Genomic DNA, 19,592 nt, shown 5'->3' with positions numbered 1-19,592 from the left:
ATTTGTTAACATTGCGAGCAACTTATAGAGAAAAGTCTATTGACGAACTGAATGATTTCAATTCGATAGAACCTAAATCACAATATTAAAGTTAAATACGATTATTCGTTCAGCGGTTTTCTTAAATAGTGGATATGATGTGCAAATCCTTGTTTTTCATACAAAGATATTGCGCCCTGGTTAAAATGCCATACTTCAACAAACATCTGTTTTGCACCGTAATCAGAGAACGTTGACTCAATTTTATTAATCAATGCCTGCGCCGTACCTTGTTTTCGATATTCAGGCAGCACATAGAGCTCATCCACACTTCCCATCATAACTGGCTGGCTGACGGTAGAAATAAGTTCACAGAAGTGACCAGAGATAAAGCCAATAATTTCATCTCCTTGTTTTGCTACGTAAACAAGGCACTCAGGGTCGTCAATATATCGAGCAATGCTTTTTTCTTGTTCTATCTCCTCTGCCGTTTTGAAAAGCTCAGGAGATTGAAGATGATGCTCATCATGAAGCTCGAACATAAGATCGTTGAGCAACTCTAGGTCGCTAAAACACGCAGGTTTAATCGCAAACGTGGTCATACAAAGGGTCACTAAAAATGGAATGGCTGTAGTTTGTGAGGAAAACGTCGTATTGGCAAGTCACAAATGCTTTCACGATACGTTTGTACTGTTTGAACAACAAAAAGGCCCCTGCACTTAATAAACGTACAGAGGCAGAACCAACCAACAGAGTTCGAGGATCAGGGGTTAGTTAGAATTGAGTTTTTCTCAGCGTCGTAGCACTCGCTCAATTTCGTTCAAGCTACTTGGGTCATCAATCGTTGACGGAACGGTGTATTTTTCACCATCAGCTATTTGACGTATAGTTCGACGCAAAATTTTACCTGAACGTGTTTTCGGTAAACGGTCTACAACCAACGCATGCTTGAAGCAAGCAACTGCACCTATCTCACTACGCACTTTGCCAACAAGCTCACCTTCAAGGTCTAGCTCATCCACTTTGACGCCGTCTTTCAGTACCACAAAACCAAGTGGAAGCTGACCTTTTAGATCATCGTGGATACCAACCACCGCACATTCTGCAATCGCTGGGTGGCCTCCTACTATTTCTTCCATTTCACCTGTCGACAATCGATGCCCCGCGACGTTAATCACGTCATCAATACGTCCCATAATAAACAGGTAACCGTCTTCATCCAGATAGCCACCATCACCTGACACGTAGTAGCCTGGGAATTGGCTAAGATAACCAGTTTCAAAACGGTCATGATTACGCCAAACCGTTGGCAGACAACTTGGTGGTAGCGGACGTTTTAATGCGACAAAGCCTTGTTGGTTAGGCCCGACAGCCTCTCCAAGTTCATTCAGAATCTCAACCTGATAACCCGGAATGGGCTTCGTCGAAGAACCAGCTTTAACTGGCATCATTTCGACACCTGTCGGGTTGCCCGCGATGGCCCAGCCCGTCTCGGTTTGCCACCAGTGGTCAATAACGGGCTTGTCCGCTTTGCTCTGAACCCACTCCAGTGTCGGAGGGTCAAGGCGTTCTCCCGCCATAAAGATGGTTTTCAGATTCGACAAGTCGTACTGTTTTAAGTGCTCGCCTTCCGGGTCCTCTTTCTTAATCGCACGAAACGCCGTTGGTGCAGAGAACAACGCATCTACTTTATATTCATCACACACTCGCCAAAATGCGCCAGGATCCGGTGTTCGAACAGGCTTGCCTTCGAATAGGATAGTAGTGCAACCGTGAATCAGTGGAGCGTAAACAATGTAAGAGTGCCCTACTACCCAGCCCACATCAGATGCCGCCCAAAAGACGCCATCTTGAGGAATGTTATAGATTGCGCTCATGGAGTACTTCATCGCGACAGCATGGCCACCGTTATCACGCACAACGCCTTTCGGCTTACCTGTCGTGCCCGATGTATAAAGTATGTAGAGCGGATCGGTTGCTAACACCGGAACACAACCATGTGGCAGCGCTTGTTTGTACTCTCGCTGCCAATCTAAGTCTCTTTCTTGGTTTAGCTCAGCGTCGCACTCTGGACGTTGGAAAACAAACACTTTCTCAGGCTTCCAACGGCTGTCCATAATGGCTTTGTCTACCATTGGTTTGTATGGAATGACTTTGTTGATCTCAATCCCGCACGACGCCGTCATGATCACTTTCGGCTCTGCATCTTCAATTCGTACAGCAAGCTCATTAGGTGCAAAACCACCGAATACTACGGAATGAATCGCCCCCAAACGCGCGCAGGCAAGCATCGCCATTGCGGCTTCTGGGATCATCGGCATATAAATAACGACTCGGTCGCCTTTTTCAACACCTTGAGCAGACAGCATGCCAGCAATTTTTGCTACTTGGTCACGTAGATCGCTATAGGTGTACGTGGCTTTACGACCTGTCACTGGCGAGTCATAAATGAGTGCAGTATTATCACCGCGTCCTTGCTCGCAATGGTAATCTAATGCTAACCAGCACGTATTCATTACACCATCTGGAAACCAACGTTCTATGCCGTTTTCATCAGATTTCAAGATAGTTTTAGGAGATTCAAACCAATCGAGATTCTCCGCTTGAGCGCGCCAAAAACTCTCCGGTTCATTCTTCGCCCATAAGTATTCTTTTTCGTATGAAGACATATTGCTTCCTCCAGTATGTCCTGACATTGCTCTCGTTCTACTCAAAGATCGCTCTTTTAATCCAAAGATCGTCTCTTTTAATCGAAGACATAGAAGGGTACACGCACAAATCCCTCCATCAGTATTCTCGCACTTCGGCTCATAATGGCTTTTTGCACCACCCAGCCCTGCTCAGTTTGCTTCGCTTGTGCCCCAACTTTTAACGTTCCTGACGGGTGGCCAAAAGTCACGGACTCTTTTTCACCGCCACCAGCGGCTAAATTCACTAACGTTCCGGGCACACACGCAGCAGAAGCAATAGCAACGGCTGCTGTTCCCATCATTGCATGATGTAGCTTGCCCATCGACAGCGCGCGAACGAGCACATCAATATCCGACTCATTAACGGCTTTACCACTTGAAGACAGGTAACTTTTCGGTTTAGAAACAAACGCTATTTTCGGCGTATGTTGGCGTGTTTGAGCTTCTTCTAAATCAGAAATCAGGCCCATTTTTAACGCGCCATATGCACGGATGGATTCGAACATTGCTAATGCTGTGTCATCGTTGTTGATATCGTCTTGCAGCTCGGTGCCCTGATATCCAATCGATTCAGCATCAATAAAAATGGTTGGTATGCCCGCGTTAATAAAGGTCGCGTTGAACGTACCCACATCCGGCACCACTAAATCATCAACTAAGTTACCCGTAGGGAACATACTTCCTTCGCCATCAGAAGGGTCAACGAAATCGACTTGAATCTCGGCGGCCGGAAACGTCACGCCATCGAGCTCAAATTCGCCGGTTTCTTGAACGAAACCATTGACGATTGGCACGTGAATCAAGATGGTTTTGCTGATGTTCACCTGCCAAACACGCACCGTCACAATGCCATTTTCTGGAATGCGATCTTGTGGGATCAGACCAGCATGAATGGCGAAAGGACCGACAGCGGCAGACAAGTTGCCGCAGTTACCGCTCCAATCGACGAATGGTTTGTCGATCGACACTTGACCAAATAAGTAGTCAACATCGTGATCGGCTCTGCTGCTGCGCGAAACAATCACTGTTTTACTGGTGCTTGACGTCGCGCCCCCCATGCCATCAATTTGCTTCGCGTAAGGATCAGGGCTGCCAATAACGCGTAGCAACAGTTTGTCACGTGCGGCTCCAGCCACTTGCGCTTCTTGAGGCAAATCCTCTAGGTTGAAAAAGACACCTTTACTCGTGCCGCCACGCATGTACGTCGCGGGCACTTTTATTTGGCTTGTTTGATTCGGAGTATTATTTGACATACGCACTCCTTATTGTGCCAAGAAATCTTGCGCGAAACGCTGCAGAACACCGCCTGCGTTGTACACGTGAACTTCGTCAGCGGTATCTAAGCGACAAGTAACCGGAACATCGACTTTATCGCCGTTGCTGCGTGTGATAACCAGCGCTAAATCAGCGCCCGGCTTGATTTCTCCAACCACGTCGTAAAGTTCCGTACCATCCAGCTCTAGCGTATTGCGGTTAACGCCTGACTTAAATTGCAGTGGTAGTACGCCCATGCCAACCAAGTTAGTACGGTGAATACGCTCAAAGCCTTCAGCAACAATGGCTTCTACGCCTGCCAGTCGAACGCCTTTTGCTGCCCAGTCACGGGATGACCCCTGACCGTAATCCGCGCCAGCCACCACGATCAATGGTTGTTTACGATTCATGTAGGTTTCAATCGCTTCCCACATACGAACCACCTGCCCTTCTGGCTCTACACGCGCCAGAGATCCCTGCACGACTTCGCCGTTTTCCTTCACCATTTCATTGAACAACTTTGGGTTAGCGAAGGTCGCGCGTTGCGCCGTTAAGTGGTCACCACGGTGAGTCGCGTAAGAGTTGAAATCTTCTTCTGGCACACCCATTTTCGCTAAGTATTCACCTGCTGCGCTGCTTGCGAGAATCGCGTTGGATGGTGATAAGTGATCAGTGGTGATGTTGTCGCCCAGAATCGCCAATGGACGCATGCCAGACAATGTTCTTTCTCCCGCTAGCGCACCTTCCCAGTACGGTGGTCGGCGGATATAGGTACTCATCGGACGCCAGTCGTACAGCGGGTTGGGATTTTGCTCTTGATCATTCAGCTTAAACATCTGAATGTAAACTTGCTTAAACTGCTCAGGTTTAACATGAGTACCGACAACTGCATCGATCTCTTCATCGCTTGGCCACAAATCATTTAAGTAAATTGGTTTGCCATGTTGGTCAGTGCCCAGTGCATCGCGCTCGATATCAAAACGAATCGTACCGGCCAGCGCATAAGCGACAACCAATGGTGGTGAAGCCAAAAAAGCTTGTTTGGCGTACGGATGGATTCGACCATCAAAGTTACGGTTACCAGAAAGCACCGCTGTCGCATATAAATCACGGTCGATGATCTCTTGTTGGATTTTTGGATCCAGCGCACCACTCATACCGTTACAAGTTGTACATGCGTAACCAACAATGCCAAAGCCAAGCTTCTCTAGCTCTGGTAATAAGCCCGCTTCTTCCAGATACAAGCGTGCAACTTTAGAACCCGGAGCAAAAGACGATTTCACCCAAGGTTTACGTACAAGACCAAGTTCGTTGGCTTTCTTCGCCACAAGGCCAGCAGCAACCACGTTTCTTGGGTTACTAGTATTCGTACATGAGGTAATAGCAGCGATGATCACTGCACCATCTGGCAACTCGCCTTCTTTCTCTTCCCACGCTCCAGAAATGCCGCGCTGTGCCAACTCAGAAGTTGGTAAACGACGATGAGGGTTTGACGGACCAGCCAAGTTACGGCTAACTGATGATAAATCGAACTCAAGTACGCGCTCGTAAACGGCGCTATCAAGATCGTCTGCCCAAAGACCGGTTTGTTTTGCGTAATTTTCTACTAGAGCAACTTGTTCTTCATCTCGACCAGTTAGTTTCAAGTAATTGATGGTCTGCTCATCAATATAAAACATGCCAGCTGTTGCGCCGTATTCTGGTGTCATGTTTGAAATCGTTGCGCGGTCTCCGATCGTTAGATCACGTGCGCCTTCTCCGAAGAATTCAAGATATGAAGATACCACACGCTCATTACGCAGAAACTCAGTAATCGCGAGGACAATATCCGTTGCGGTAATGCCCGGTTGACGTTTACCCGTCAGTTTGACACCGACAATATCTGGTAGACGCATCATTGATGGTCGGCCAAGCATGACGGTTTCTGCTTCCAGACCACCGACACCTATCGCAATAACACCAAGAGCGTCTACGTGAGGTGTGTGACTGTCCGTACCCACACAGGTGTCTGGGTAGGCAATGCCCTGCTTTGCTTGTACCACAGGAGACATTTTTTCCAAGTTGATTTGGTGCATGATGCCATTCCCAGCTGGAATCACGCTGACGTTTTCAAACGCTGTTTTACACCACTCGATAAAGTGAAATCGGTCTTCATTACGGCGCTCTTCAATCGCGCGGTTTTTGTCGAAGGCATCAGGGTCAAAGCCCGCATGTTCAACCGCTAAAGAGTGGTCAACGATCAATTGTGTCTCAACCACTGGGTTCACTTTTGCAGGATCGCCGCCCTGATCTGAAATGGCATCGCGTAGACCCGCTAAATCGACTAGAGCGGTCTGACCAAGAATGTCATGACAAACAACGCGTGCTGGATACCAAGGAAAATCAAGATCGCGTTTGCGTTCAATTAACTGTTTCAGGCTATCTGTCAATGTGTTCGGGTCACAGCGACGGACCAGTTGCTCAGCTAGCACGCGAGAGGTATAAGGGAGTGTTTCATAGGCTCCAGGAGAAATGGCATTGACGGCTTCGCGTGCATCAAAATAATCCAGTTGAGTTCCCGGAAGCGGCTTACGATATTGGGTATTAATATTTGTGTTCATGGTTTGCTTCCATTCAGTCTTTACATCTTGCCTTCATCAAGGTTTTCCATTGCTCCAGAAACACAGTGATGAGAGGATCTCCTTCCTCTGTTAGAGAGAATGACAAAGGAAGGAGGTGGTCAACCAAAGCATATAATGCCCTCGTTGACCTTCGCGCTAGCGATTCTCGATAGGCACCCATTCTTGATGATCTGGGCCCGTATAATCGGCACTTGGGCGAATAATACGGTTATTGGCACGCTGTTCATAAACGTGTGCAGCCCAGCCCGTTAAACGACTCATCACAAAGATTGGGGTAAATAGTTTGGTTGGAATGTCCATGAAGTGGTAAGCCGATGCATGGAAGAAGTCCGCATTACAGAACAGACCTTTCTCTCGCTTCATCACTGATTCAACACGCTCAGAAACCGCATATAGATGAGTATCACCAACTTGTTTCGATAGCTCTTTGGACCATCGTTTTATTAAGGCGTTGCGAGGGTCACTTTCACGATAAATCGCGTGACCGAAGCCCATGATCTTGTCTTTATTGGCTAGCATTTTCATGATGTTCGCTTCCGCCTCGTCGGGCGTTTGCCAATCTTCAATCATTTCCATCGCCGCTTCGTTCGCACCGCCGTGAAGTGGCCCACGAAGCGTACCGATTGCCGCCGTGATACAAGAATGAATGTCTGACAACGTTGATGCACAAACGCGTGCTGCGAATGTAGAAGCATTAAACTCATGTTCAGCATAAAGAATGAGCGAGCAATGCATCACTTGTTTGTGCAGCGCAGATGGCGCTTTGTCTGTAAGTAATCGTAAGAAGTAACCACCGATGCAATCTTCAGTCTGATCCTCGGTGTTGATACGCACGCCATCATGACTAAAGCGGTACCAGTAACAGATGATGGCAGGGAACAAGGCTAGCATACGTTCGGTTGCTTTCAGTTGCTCCTCGAAGCTCATTTCCTGCTCTAGGTTACCCAATACAGAACAACCCGTGCGCATTACGTCCATTGGGTGTGCGCTTGCAGGAATTAACTCTAAAGCTTGTTTTAGCTCGGCTGGCAAACCTCTAAGGCTGAGTAGGTGTGTCTTGTACGCATCAAGTTCTTGTTGATTCGGCAAGTGACCGCGTAACAGAAGGTGAGCCACTTCTTCAAACTGTGCGTTGTTCGCAAGATCAGTAATATCGTATCCACGATAAGTTAAACCAGTTCCCGTTTTTCCGACAGTACATAAAGCTGTGCTTCCTGCGCTTTGACCACGAAGGCCCGCGCCACCTAATTCTGCTTTCTTTTCTGCAGTTTGAGACATTGTTTGAACTCCTTTTCTGTCTGACTTTTCCCTCTCTGGGGTGTTTTTAGCCAAACGAATTTCACGTTATTAGATGAGATAAATTCCGATTATCTTTTTCTTGGGCTTCCGTCTATTTTTGCTTTTCCCCCGCTATTTCCCTTCAGAGAATAACTGGTCAAGTTTGTCTTCGTAGTCGTGGTAATTCAGGTGCTGATACAACTCTTTACGTGTTTGCATCGAATCAACCAGTGCTTCCTGATTACCCACTTCTAGCAAATGTTTGTAGACCGTTTCAGCAGCTTTGTTCATGGCACGGAACGCACTTAATGGATAAAGCACCATGTCCACTTTTGCTTTCGCTAGCTCATCGCAGCCATACAGCGGTGTCGCGCCAAATTCTGTAATATTCGCCAGAATAGGAACGTGCTTTCCGGTCGCTTGCTCAAGCGCATTTGAGAACTGAAGGTACTGGTCCAGCTTGTTCATCGCTTCTGGGAAGATCATGTCTGCGCCAGCTTCCACACACGCAATCGCGCGCTCGATTGCGCTGTCCATGCCTTCAACAGCTAACGCGTCAGTACGAGCCATAATCACGAAACTTTCATCATTGCGTGCATCAACCGCGGCTTTTACACGATCAACCATCTCTTGCTGGCTGACTATTGCTTTGTTCGGACGATGACCACAACGTTTCTGTGCAACTTGGTCTTCCATGTGCACCGCTGCCGCGCCTGCTTTTTCCATCGCTTTGATCGTGCGAGCAATGTTAAATGCACCGCCAAAACCCGTGTCGATATCAACCAAAAGAGGCAAATCACATGCGTTAGTGATGCGGTCAACGTCAACCAAAACGTCGTTTAATGTTGTGATACCGAGATCCGGCAATCCGTATGACGCATTTGCGATACCGCCACCAGACAAGTAAATCGCTTGGTGACCCAAGTTTTTTGCCATCATGGCGCAATACGGGTTTATAGTGCCGACAATTTGTAGTGGATTATTTTGTTCAATGGCGAGTCTGAATTTCGCTCCCGGTGTTAAGCTCATGACGAATTCCTTCTAGTCTTTGTCTAAACTTTCTGTATGTATAATTTGAGATTGGATGAGCTTTCGACTTCCTGATATGTGTCTTCTCATCAACATTTCTGCAAGCTCTTCATCGCGATTGCGAATGGCTTCCAAAATGAATTTGTGTTCGGTGAGCGCCTCATTCGGGCGAGATTGCGCACGTGGCGACTGATAACGATACATCCGTAATAAGTGATAGAGTTCATCACACAGCAGAGATATTAACTTACTGTTTCTGCTCGCTTGGATGATGCGATAGTGAAAATCAAAGTCACCATGTTGATGGAAGTAAGACGCGCCTTCCATTTGGTCTATATGCTTGGAATGTGTCGACAATAGCATTTCCAAGCTTAAGAGCTCTTCTTGCGTAATGTGTCGCGCAGCTAACCTTGCCGCCATGCCTTCCAATGCTTCTCGAACGGCATAAAGTTCTATCAGCTTTTCCGGAGAAAAAGTGGTCACTCTGGCCCCAACATGAGGAATTCGCTCGATGAGCCCTAGCCCCTCTAAGCGCATCAATGCTTCACGCAAAGGCCCACGACTGACTTGATATTTCTTTGCTAGCTCAGGCTCTGATATCTTATGGCCAGGCTTCACATCGCCATTAACAATGACTTCAATCAGTGTTTCGGTCAGCGTTTCGGATTTGGTGTGTTCTTTCTCAGAACCCAGCACTTTATAACGAGCTTTCAACTCAGAGTTCATATTCAGATACTCTTGTTACCGACATCGAAATGTCTACAATTTCTTAACCTGAATATAAAGTAGTCGATCAAAGTGTCGACAATCAAGTTAATTGTCGACAATTTAGACTAAGGTCGTAATTTAAATGGGCCTAAAATGCCCATTAAGTGCCTTTTTTAGCAGAAATAAAGAATGGTGAGTTCATATTGTCGACAACTTATAAACCTTTAAGCTTATGATCTAAAAACTAAAAGCTCAGCTGTCGAACAATAATCGGATAAAAAACTATTCTTTAGGTACAAATTGATCAAAGACTTGTTGCGAAGTCATCTTTTGTGAAGCGGAATTGAGGTCATAATAAGCTGGCTTTTCATCGGTAAAAATCTCTAAAGTGAGTTTGAAATCTGGGTTATCGAACAAACCAGCGGAAAGAATGTACTCACCTGTCGGCAAAAAATGGTAGAAAAGGTTTGTGCCACACTCACCGCAAAACCCCCTCACTCCCCAGTCTGACGACTGATAACGTTTAGGTTCGCCACCTTTAAAGGTCACGTTAGGCCCACAATGCACCGCATGAAGTGCACCACTCGACCATTTTCGACACATAGAGCAATGGCACAGGCTAACCTCATTTTTAACCTCAGCGATGACTTCAATTGCGCCGCACAAACACGTCCCTTTCATTCTCTTTTCCTCGTTCATTTTCCGTCATTTTATTATGGCCTACCAAAGCGTAAAGCCGCGTGACCTAACACCAACTTCTCGCCGTGAACTTTATGAACAAAATAACCGAAATGCTCAATATTCTCTTTATATCTCTTTTACAGACAGATATTTAACACTTAATTAACCTTTACACCAAGTTCAGCTTTAACGCTTACAAGGCATGACAACTGAGCAAAAACAATAAGGCTCAACTAAATAGAGTCGCTAACATAAGGAACGTGAACATGTTAAAGGTACTCAAACCAACGCTCGCCGCTTCAATCATCGCAGCTTCATTTTCATTCAACGCTCTTGCTGCAGATATTGAAAAAATGCACTTTCTTATCCCTGGAGGTGCCGGTGGCGGTTGGGACATGACCGCCCGAGGTACTGGTGATGTATTAATAAAGTCAGACATCGTCGAAACCGTATCATTTCAAAACCTATCTGGTGGTGGCGGTGGCAAAGCAATCGCACATTTGATTGAAACGGCTGATCGTCAAGAAGATACACTCATGGTGAACTCAACACCGATCGTCGTTCGCTCGCTCAGTGGGATCTTTCCACAATCTTTCCGCGACTTGACTCCTGTTGCCGCAACGGTTGCCGATTATGGCGCCATTGTTACATCAGCCGATTCTCCTTACAGCTCTTGGGAAGATGTCGTTAAAGCTTTTAAAGAAAACCCACGTAAGGTGAAGGTTGCTGGTGGCTCTGCTCGTGGTTCTATGGATCATTTGGTTATAGCAGCAGCTTTCAAAGGTGAAGGTTTTGATGCGCGCAAAGTTCGTTACATTGCCTATGATGCAGGTGGAAAAGCCATGGCTGCCCTACTTTCAGGCGAAACACAACTGCTCTCTACAGGGCTAGGTGAAGTACTCGAAATGTCTAAGTCTGGGCAAGTGAAAGTGTTAGCGATTACAGCACCAAAACGTTTAGAAGCTGCGCCTAACATTCCAACTCTCACCGAATACGGTAATGAAACTGTCTTTGCTAACTGGCGTGGATTCTTTGCAGCACCAGGCACAAGCCAAGAAAAGCTAGATGAATGGAATGCCGCATTTACTAAAATGTATAACACCGACGAATGGCAAGTCGTTCGAGACCGCAATGGTTGGATCGACAACTATAAAGCGGATAAAGCATTCTTCGCGTTTCTTGAAGATCAAGAGCAACAGATGGGTGACTTAATGCGCGAGTTAGGCTTCCTGAAGTAACTGTCGAATTGGGGTCCCTCAGATACCAACCTCAATGAATAACGTAGGTTGGTATTTCCCCATTGTATTTGCACTCTAAGTTTCACCGCATATGGACATTGTCGACAATCGGCATGCACACTCCTTTGTTTATATACCCAAAGCGGCTCGACTAGCAGCGAAATGCTTAATTGTTAATGGTTTAGTTTATTCATTGACGTCCATATGCGGTCTTTTTTACTTTTGTTAGGAGTTGAATATGCCTCGTTCAACCAACTTTTTCACCAAAGAGTATTTGCTCTGTCGTGACCGCGTCGGCGCAATGATCTTTCTACTCTTCTGTCTTTGCTACGGTTATCAAACCTCGCAGATTCCATTGTTTCCAGGTGATGAGTATGAACCATTCACCGCACGTACTCTGCCAACCATCCTGACTTACGTTGGTGTCGGCCTTTCTTTGCTACTGCTGGTGACAGGACAACCAGATAAACAAAGTGGCGCAGTGCTGACCTTCAATTGGAAGTTACTGATTGCCTTTTTAATTTTAATGGCGCTCTACGGCGTGGGCCTGACTTATCTAGGTTTTGTGATAGCTACTGGCTTCTTTTTATTGGCTGGCTTTTATCTGCTCGGGGAAAGACGTAAACCCGTTCTGTTTGGCGCGTCGTTTCCATTCGTGATCGCGTTCTACTTATTACTCACTCAAGGTTTGGACATCTATCTCGAACCGGGTTTGATTTTCACCATCTGGTAGTCAAAGAAAGGACTGAATTATGTTAGATGGAATTCTACAAGGTTTATCCACCGCAGTAATGCCAATGAACATTATGATGGTGATCGTTGGTTGCTTCGTCGGTACATTTATCGGCATGTTACCTGGACTTGGGCCGATCTCAGCCATTGCTTTGATGATCCCAATTACTTATGGCCTAGAGCCCTCCTCTGGCCTTATTTTAATGGCGGGTGTTTATTACGGTGCGGTATTTGGTGGTTCTACATCGTCGATTTTAATTAACGCGCCGGGTTGTTCTTCAACCGTGGTGACAGCATTCGACGGCTACCCAATGGCTCAAAAAGGCCAGGCAGGTAAAGCATTAGCTTTGGCAGCTTATTCATCTTTCACTGGCGGTACGCTATCTGCCATTATGTTGCTTGTTGCCGCACCAGCATTGGCTAGCGTCTCCCTTAGCTTCCAATCGTCGGACTATTTTGCGTTGATGCTACTTGGGTTATCAGCAGTCGCGGCTTTTGCGGGGAAAGGTCAGGTAATCAAAGCGTGGATGATGACCATTCTTGGTTTGATGCTATCTACAGTTGGTATCGATAAAGGCGTAGGCGTTGAACGCTTTACCTTCGGTTTAACGGATTTAATGGATGGCTTTAGCTTCTTGTTGCTTGCAATGGCGACATTCGCACTGGGTGAAACATTGATGGGCATTCTTAAACCACCAAAAGACACCAGCGATGAAGAACAAGAAAAGCTGAGCAACATTGGCTCAATGAAAGTGACCAAGGAAGAAATCAAAGATGTTGCGCCTGTTTCAATTCGCTCTTCAATATTAGGTTTCTTCACTGGCGTCCTTCCTGGCGCAGGGGCAACCATTGCTGCTTTTTTAAGCTATGGTATGGAGCGCAACCTCGCACCTAAAGAGAAAAAGGATGAGTTCGGTAAAGGCAGTATCCGTGGTTTGGTTGCGCCAGAGTCTGCGAACAATGCAGCATCTAGTGGTTCATTTGTACCGCTATTAACGCTTGGTATTCCGGGCTCTGGTACAACAGCAATAATGCTCGGTGCGCTGATCGCTTATGGTATTCAACCTGGCCCTCGCCTATTTGTTGAACACCCAGATGTGTTCTGGTCAGTGATCATTTCCATGTACTTCGGCAACATCGTACTTGTGATCCTGAACTTACCATTGATTCCGTACATTTCAAAGCTTTTGGCGGTTCCAAGAACGGTGCTTCTACCGATGATTTTATTCTTCTCAATCACCGGGGTTTATTTGGTCTCTTTTAACACTATGGATGTGTTCGTGATGCTGATTGTGGCTATGGCTGCCATTGCACTTCGGCTCGCTAACTTCCCGCTCGCACCTTTATTGTTGGGCTTCATCCTTGGAGGATTAATGGAAGAGAACTTACGCCGCGCATTAATGATTTCAGATGGAGAACTGAGTTTCCTATGGGAGCGTCCTATTACCCTTACCTTTACTGTTTTAGCTGTATTGGTATTGGCAAGTCCACTAATCGTAAAGCTGATTCAAAAGTTTAAAGCACAGCCAGTCAGCGTTGAGCAGTAATCGCTGTCTCTTTCAACCTAGATAAAGCCATCCATCGTGATGGCTTTATCTTCCCCCTTCCAAATCGTTCACTTATTGTACAGATGGTATTGACAAATCACTGTCGTTATATGAAGGTGATTGTATGAACACACGCTTAGCGCAACTTAACCAACGAATTATCATCATTCCATAGGAATGGTGGGATTTTTTGATGCGCTCAGTATTTATCGAACCCACCCATAGCGGTGGGTTTTCTGTCTCTACCGTATGGGAAAAGCTCTCTTGGAGGCGGTCACAATGCAAAAAATAGCAGTTTTTGGTAAACCCGGCAGTGGAAAATCGACGGTAAGTAAAGCAATCGCGTCGGCTACCGGTCTTCCTCTTCATCAATTAGATTCAATAGTATATAAACCAAACGGTGATCCCGTTGAGCGTAGCGTTTTTGATGAAGCCCATAGCAATATACTAAGCTCAGATCGTTGGATTATAGATGGCCTTGGACCGATCAGCTCTTTTAACACTCGTTTAGATGCAGCCGATACTCTCATTTATATTGATCTACCATACTCAGTAAGCTATTGGTTTGTGACGAAACGTCTCCTTAAAGGACTTTTCATTAAACCTGAAGGTTGGCCTAATGGTAGTTCGGTACTGAAAGGAACGTTACAAAGCTACAAAGTTCTTCAGCAATGCCCCGAATTCTGGAATGATGACTTTATGTCTCGCCTCGAAGGGTACTCTCAAAGTAAAGCCGTTCATGTCATCAAAAACGTTACAGAACTGAACAATTTTTTTTTAGAGCGGGTAAAGTAAACCTCATATCAGAACATTAGAGCATGTAGGTTAGAGCATCTGAAGCTCTAACAATAAAAAGAACATAACAAGGATTGTTTATGCTTTTAGAACTAGCACTTTTATTCGTTGCTGGCGTAATTGGTGGGATCATTAACTCCATAGCGGGAGGCGGAAGCTTTATTACTTTTCCGGCTCTATTGGCAGTTGGTGTTCCTCCTATTATGGCTAACGCAACAAACACGTATGCTTCATGTGCGGGTTACATTAGCGGAGCCGTCGGGTTCAGAGAAGAGATCATGAAGAACAAGCATGAACTGCTGTTCACAGTCTCATTCAGTTTAGTCGGCGGCGCTGTCGGAGCATATCTGTTGCTCAACACGCCAGAATCGCTATTTATGGAAGCCATCCCTTGGTTACTCTTATTTGCCACCGTGCTTTTTCTCACCGGTTCTCGTTTAACAATGCTAATCAAAACTGTCGCGAAAGAGCACAAACATGCTGGCATACTCGGAGCAATCGCGTTAGGTTTACTACTTGTTGGTGTCTCTGCTTACGGTGGTTTTTTCAACGCAGGTTTAGGGGTTATTGTTCTGAGCTATCTGGTAGTAGCTGGCCACCAAGACATTAATTTAATGAACGGTTTGAAATTGCTCGTATCTACGTGTGTTTCACTCATTGCTATCGTGATTTTTGTTGCCAATGGCTCCATTGACTGGCACACAGGTAGTGTTGTTTTGGTCGGTACGTTGGTAGGTGGGTATCTTGCAGCTCGTGTATCTCGTCAACTGAATCCCAATCATGTTAAAGGGTTTGTTGCTCTTTCTTCTATTCTCATCACTATCTACTTTTTCATTGATGTTTATGTTTAAGCAAAACTTGTACAAGTGGATAACAATCCTACAAAAACACCAGCGCGAAAGATTAATGCAGATAGCTTAACGATTTTTGTGTCACTCCAGCGAGGTTAGGAATCTAATAGCACTACACTGAGCGGCTAATGAAACCATTTTGATCACAAAGTGCTCGGATGGAAGATCCTGTATCACGCTCCTTCGTCGCTGTACAGGATGACGAGAAATAGAAATATGCCACTCGCAGTTAAACGAGTGGCATTGTTCGAGAAAGATGGCGTTTTACATCAATAATAAGAGAAAGTAACGCTTACTTAATCAGCCCTACTTCTTTGTAGTATTTGAGCGCACCTGGGTGAAGAGGCGCAGATAAACCGTCTTTTACCATTTCCTCTTTCTTCAAGTTTGCAAACGCTGGGTGGAGACGGCGGAAATCATCGAAGTTTTCGAATACCGCTTTAACCACGTTATAAACCACATCTTCTGGTACAGCAGTAGAGGAAACAAACGTCGCGCCCACACCAAAGGTTTGAACATCACTATCTGTGCCACGATACATACCACCCGGGACATTTGCGACACGATAGAAGCTGTTGTCTGCAACCAGTTTTTCTACATTAGGTCCAGCTACCGTTACGATATTACTATCACACGACGTAGTGGCTTCTTTAATCGCTCCACTTGGGTGACCAACGGTATAAATCATCGCATCAATTTTGTTATCACAAAGTGCTTTTGATTGCTCTGCTGCTTTTAACTCAGAGACAAGCTTAAAGTCGTCGTTACTCCAACCATACTGGTTCATTAGCACTTCCATAGTACCTCGCTGACCAGAACCAGGATTACCAATGTTAACGCGCTTACCTTTCAAATCATCAAAAGTTTTGATGTTCGCGTCTTTACGTGCAACGACAGTAAACGGTTCTGGATGAACGGAGAATACGGCGCGTAGCTCTTTAAAAGGCCCGCTTTCTTCAAACTTACTGGTTCCTTTGTAAGCATGATACTGCCAGTCTGATTGCGCGATACCGAGGTCCAATTCACCAGCACGAATAGTGTTGATGTTATAAATCGATCCCCCAGTACTTTCTACCGAACAACGGATACCGTGATCTTCTCGCGATTTGTTAACCAAGCGACAAATAGCGCCACCAGTCGGATAATAAACCCCTGTTACTCCACCGGTACCAATCGTGACAAACGTTTCCTCCGCAGACGCAGAAAAGCCTGTTGTGAGTGCAGCCAAAGAAGCCGCAAGTGCGATTTGCTTAAACTTAAACATTGAACATCCCTTTTACTTGTGTTGATGACCGTTTAAGTATAGCAACCGTTAACAATTTGATAACGTTTGAGTTCTCATCCTTAGAGGTTGATTTATAGATATATACTTTTTTATCAACTTAACCTGCTGATAAATAGCGTTTATACTTTAACCCCATAAAAAAAGCGTTGTATAAACAACGCTTTGTAGTTAGTGAAACGGATGGTTACACCGTTGGGACTGACGCTCGCCACGCTTGGTTCTGGCTATCTGAGATAGATCGGAACAAGTCACGTAGCTCTTTCAATAAACCTTCTTGGAAACCAATGTTTTCATCGGCTTTCTGTTTGGCTGCTTGTGCGCGAGTCGCTTGTACTTCATCATCTTTGCTGCGCGCTTGCGCTTTGGTTTGCTCTACATTCGATGCTGAGTTTGCCATCTGGCCCAAAGCTTGAAGAATAGCGTTCTTCGCTTGGTTTGAGCTCATCAACTTATCGAACTTACGGCCACCACTTGTCAGCTGCGCTGTCGTGTCTGCGATATTGTCTTTCGCTAGTGAGTGCGCACGCTTAACCTGATCTTGCTGAGTTTTAGACAAGCTATTGTTATTTAATAACTCTTCTGCTTGATCGAAGCCAGCTTTTTGCGTTTTAAGTACATTATTGCTCGCCATTTCATTCTTGATTTCTTTCCCTGCTTTGAAAGAACCAAGGGCACCAATAATTGCGGTAGCACCCGCTAGTACACCCGAAACGACTGCCATCGCGATCATCGCGCTTGCCGAGTTGTTGAGTTCTGCCGCTTGGCTTTCTAAACTCGCGACGTTTGCTTCAACAGCAATTTCACGTTGTAGCACTTGCTGCTCACGGCTCAGCTTTGATACTTGATACAACAATGTTAATAGCGTCAACGATTGTGATACCGCATCTGATGGTGACTTGATCACCTCCTCACCGTTAAGCGCTTTCATCGTTGTGCTCATTAATGAGCTCACCGTCGGTGCAAGAGCGCTCATTAGGTTTGCAACAACTTGAGCTTGGTTACTCACTGTAGGAGCTTTAGGTGTCTCTAACTGGTAGCGTGCTGCACCAGAAACACCTGACTCACTTTGGCTTTTAACGGCGCCCGCTTCAAGCTTTGTTTCCGGCGCTTTTTCTGCTTTGTTGGTTTTAATGGTGTCGCCTAAACCGTATAGTTCACCACGACCCGTTCCGCCTACTTTATCTAGCATAATAAACTCCTTATACCGTTGCAGGACGGCTTAACACCGTTTGCATAGTTTCACTTTTCGCTTGAATCATTTGCATGATGAGGCTCATCAGCTCTTGGAAGTCTTCCATCAACTTACCAATCTCTTCTTTGAGCTTATCAATGACAGCCTGGCTTAACGTCATTTTGGCTCGAAGATCTGTGATATCAGCCTGAATCTCTGTCACGTGAGCATTGTTAGCAGCATGGACACTGTCCGTTGCGCCTTTACCCACATTGACGGCAAGATCGACGGTTTCTGCGCCATAACGAATCGCTTTCGCTGTTGTTGTCGCAGCTTTTGTGCCCATATCTGCCACTTTCGCCATGTTTGCAGCGGCTTTCGTAGCGATTTCCGTGACCTTTTGAGCTACCTTACCAGCACCTTTTGCTGCAAGTTTCGCGATACCGCCAGCAGCTGCACCACCAAACGTCACTACAGCTCCGATAACCGCGACGGCGATTTCTAATGCCATTACGACTTTGTTTAGCACATCGACATTTACGCCCGCTTCTTTTAGCGCATCTTGAACGGCTGGCTCTTGCAACGCCATGCTCACTGCTCCCATGACGCCACCAGCGATCATAAGTGCACCGGCTGCTGCACCAACACCCGTTGCCACCATTACGGCACCAACAACAATAGAAACCACCGCACTGATCCAACCAAAGATCTTCGCTGCTAAGCCTGATTTTTGGGCTTCTTTTGCAGCGGCTTCCGATTCTTTGATTTTGTCTTGGTTTTCCACCATCTCTTTTTCGTGCTTAGCTTTTGCGACCTTCACTTCCTGAATTTTCAGCTCGTTTTGAGCACTTTTCAGTTTATCCGTGATAGCAGCAAGCTCTACTTCAAAATCATCAGCAGATCCTGCGATGATTTTGACGGCAATCGAACCTGTTTGGTCTGCAACTGCATGGAGAGATTTTGCAATGGTATCGACGATCTTTTGCAGCTGTGCCATGGCTTTTAGCGTCAAATCATTCACTTTGTCACTAACAGCTGCGTTAGGTGCATCTAACTGAACTTTTACTTTTCCGGTGTTCAGTACATCTGCATCTTTACTCTTCACGTTTTCTACCGTCACAGAAGGCGTCGCTGTAGACGCCGTTTTCTGCACGTTATCTAACGTGGCTTGGCCAGATTCAGGGCTATAAACCTGTGTCTGGATGCGGTCAAGTGCAATAGAACTCATAGTCTAATTACTCCTTTTTATTTCTCACCGCTTCTAACATGATGCCTGCACGCTCATGCAAATCTGCATATTGTGATTTTCCGGCAGACATCTCCTTCGCGCTGTAAAACCCACTCTCTGCTTCTGTCAGTTGTTCCAGTTTCAGGTGACATTCAGCAGAGTGAAAAGGTGGGCGTGGATCATTTACGCCCACTAGCGCTGCGTAGCTGTAGGCGTCTATTGCCTGCAGATACTCACCCAACTCCTGACGAGCCGCGCCAAGGCCAATGAAAAATCGCGCCTGATAATGATCAAGCATGCTGAGTAATTGAAATACTTTCGCTGCTTGCTCAATCTTTCCCGATTGGAAAAAGTTGTAACCTACGGCATAAATATGTTCGATGGTGTCCTGAGACACATCGTGCAACATTTTTAACGTGCCTCCCTCTTCCAAAAAAGACAGCAGTTCTTCTGCTTGCATTTGAGATGGATCGGTCGCGTTTGTTTTAGTCATGGTTGGTTATCC

At 45.9% G+C, this 19,592-nt stretch carries 17 protein-coding genes; 5 read left to right on the top strand and 12 right to left on the bottom strand.

From position 1 onward, the window contains the following. Positions 1-101 precede the first annotated feature (101 nt). From R7Q09_RS09180 to R7Q09_RS09145, 8 genes are all read right to left on the bottom strand, one after another. On the bottom strand, positions 102-581 hold the full coding sequence (locus tag R7Q09_RS09180) for a GNAT family N-acetyltransferase (RefSeq protein WP_005377290.1): 480 nt from the start codon (positions 579-581) through the stop codon (positions 102-104). Between the two features lie 189 nt (positions 582-770). Further along, entirely contained in the window at positions 771-2,648 is a 1,878-nt protein-coding gene (locus R7Q09_RS09175) for a propionyl-CoA synthetase (protein WP_054866169.1), read from the bottom strand. Between the two features lie 77 nt (positions 2,649-2,725). Beyond that, positions 2,726-3,922: a 2-methylaconitate cis-trans isomerase PrpF gene (gene prpF, locus R7Q09_RS09170; RefSeq protein ID WP_005377286.1), complete on the bottom strand. Its 1,197-nt coding sequence runs from the start codon at positions 3,920-3,922 to the stop codon at positions 2,726-2,728. Between the two features lie 9 nt (positions 3,923-3,931). Further along, positions 3,932-6,523, bottom strand: a complete 2,592-nt coding sequence (gene acnD / locus R7Q09_RS09165) for a Fe/S-dependent 2-methylisocitrate dehydratase AcnD (protein ID WP_054579505.1) — start codon at positions 6,521-6,523, stop codon at positions 3,932-3,934. Between the two features lie 156 nt (positions 6,524-6,679). Beyond that, positions 6,680-7,822, bottom strand: coding sequence for a 2-methylcitrate synthase (gene prpC / locus R7Q09_RS09160; RefSeq protein ID WP_005377283.1), 1,143 nt, complete (start codon positions 7,820-7,822; stop codon positions 6,680-6,682). Positions 7,823-7,954: 132 nt separating this feature from the next. Beyond that, positions 7,955-8,851: a methylisocitrate lyase gene (gene prpB / locus R7Q09_RS09155; protein WP_005388185.1), complete on the bottom strand. Its 897-nt coding sequence runs from the start codon at positions 8,849-8,851 to the stop codon at positions 7,955-7,957. 12 nt (positions 8,852-8,863) lie between these two features. Beyond that, the gene (locus R7Q09_RS09150; protein WP_005377279.1) at positions 8,864-9,577 is read right to left on the bottom strand and encodes a GntR family transcriptional regulator; all 714 of its coding nucleotides are present in this window, start codon (positions 9,575-9,577) and stop codon (positions 8,864-8,866) included. Positions 9,578-9,841: 264 nt separating this feature from the next. Continuing rightward, positions 9,842-10,240 (bottom strand): GFA family protein, encoded by a 399-nt coding sequence (locus R7Q09_RS09145; protein WP_318070758.1) that lies wholly within the window; start codon positions 10,238-10,240, stop codon positions 9,842-9,844. 266 nt (positions 10,241-10,506) lie between these two features. On the opposite strand from R7Q09_RS09145, the gene R7Q09_RS09140 reads away from it, so the two are divergent. The 5 genes from R7Q09_RS09140 to R7Q09_RS09120 all read left to right on the top strand — a co-directional run bounded on the left by R7Q09_RS09140 (position 10,507) and on the right by R7Q09_RS09120 (position 15,403). Further along, positions 10,507-11,478, top strand: a complete 972-nt coding sequence (locus R7Q09_RS09140) for a tripartite tricarboxylate transporter substrate binding protein (RefSeq protein ID WP_005388181.1) — start codon at positions 10,507-10,509, stop codon at positions 11,476-11,478. Positions 11,479-11,716: 238 nt separating this feature from the next. Further along, positions 11,717-12,211, top strand: a complete 495-nt coding sequence (locus tag R7Q09_RS09135; protein ID WP_005388179.1) for a tripartite tricarboxylate transporter TctB family protein — start codon at positions 11,717-11,719, stop codon at positions 12,209-12,211. A 19-nt stretch (positions 12,212-12,230) separates the two neighbouring features. Further along, positions 12,231-13,757: a tripartite tricarboxylate transporter permease gene (locus tag R7Q09_RS09130; protein WP_172563238.1), complete on the top strand. Its 1,527-nt coding sequence runs from the start codon at positions 12,231-12,233 to the stop codon at positions 13,755-13,757. A 279-nt stretch (positions 13,758-14,036) separates the two neighbouring features. Next, a complete protein-coding gene (locus R7Q09_RS09125) occupies positions 14,037-14,552 on the top strand; it encodes an adenylate kinase (protein ID WP_318070759.1) in 516 nt (171 codons plus the stop codon). Between the two features lie 80 nt (positions 14,553-14,632). Then, positions 14,633-15,403 carry a sulfite exporter TauE/SafE family protein gene (locus tag R7Q09_RS09120; RefSeq protein ID WP_005388172.1) on the top strand — a complete coding sequence of 257 codons (771 nt, stop codon included), beginning with the start codon at positions 14,633-14,635 and terminating at the stop codon, positions 15,401-15,403. A 292-nt stretch (positions 15,404-15,695) separates the two neighbouring features. Here the strand turns inward: R7Q09_RS09120 and R7Q09_RS09115 are convergent, their stop codons facing one another. From R7Q09_RS09115 to vcrH, 4 genes are all read right to left on the bottom strand, one after another. Then, positions 15,696-16,667 carry a TAXI family TRAP transporter solute-binding subunit gene (locus tag R7Q09_RS09115; RefSeq protein WP_005388171.1) on the bottom strand — a complete coding sequence of 324 codons (972 nt, stop codon included), beginning with the start codon at positions 16,665-16,667 and terminating at the stop codon, positions 15,696-15,698. Between the two features lie 205 nt (positions 16,668-16,872). Then, positions 16,873-17,877 (bottom strand): type III secretion system translocon subunit VopD, encoded by a 1,005-nt coding sequence (gene vopD / locus R7Q09_RS09110; protein ID WP_005377262.1) that lies wholly within the window; start codon positions 17,875-17,877, stop codon positions 16,873-16,875. A 10-nt stretch (positions 17,878-17,887) separates the two neighbouring features. Then, entirely contained in the window at positions 17,888-19,087 is a 1,200-nt protein-coding gene (gene vopB, locus R7Q09_RS09105) for a type III secretion system translocon subunit VopB (RefSeq protein ID WP_005377260.1), read from the bottom strand. 7 nt (positions 19,088-19,094) lie between these two features. Next, positions 19,095-19,580, bottom strand: a complete 486-nt coding sequence (vcrH, locus tag R7Q09_RS09100) for a SycD/LcrH family type III secretion system chaperone VcrH (RefSeq protein ID WP_318070760.1) — start codon at positions 19,578-19,580, stop codon at positions 19,095-19,097. Positions 19,581-19,592: the final 12 nt, after the last annotated feature.

Source organism: Vibrio sp. 2130-1 (assembly GCF_033339515.1).
The sequence above is the reverse complement of the archived record's forward strand: the minus strand, read 5'-3'. Positions and strand labels throughout refer to the sequence as shown.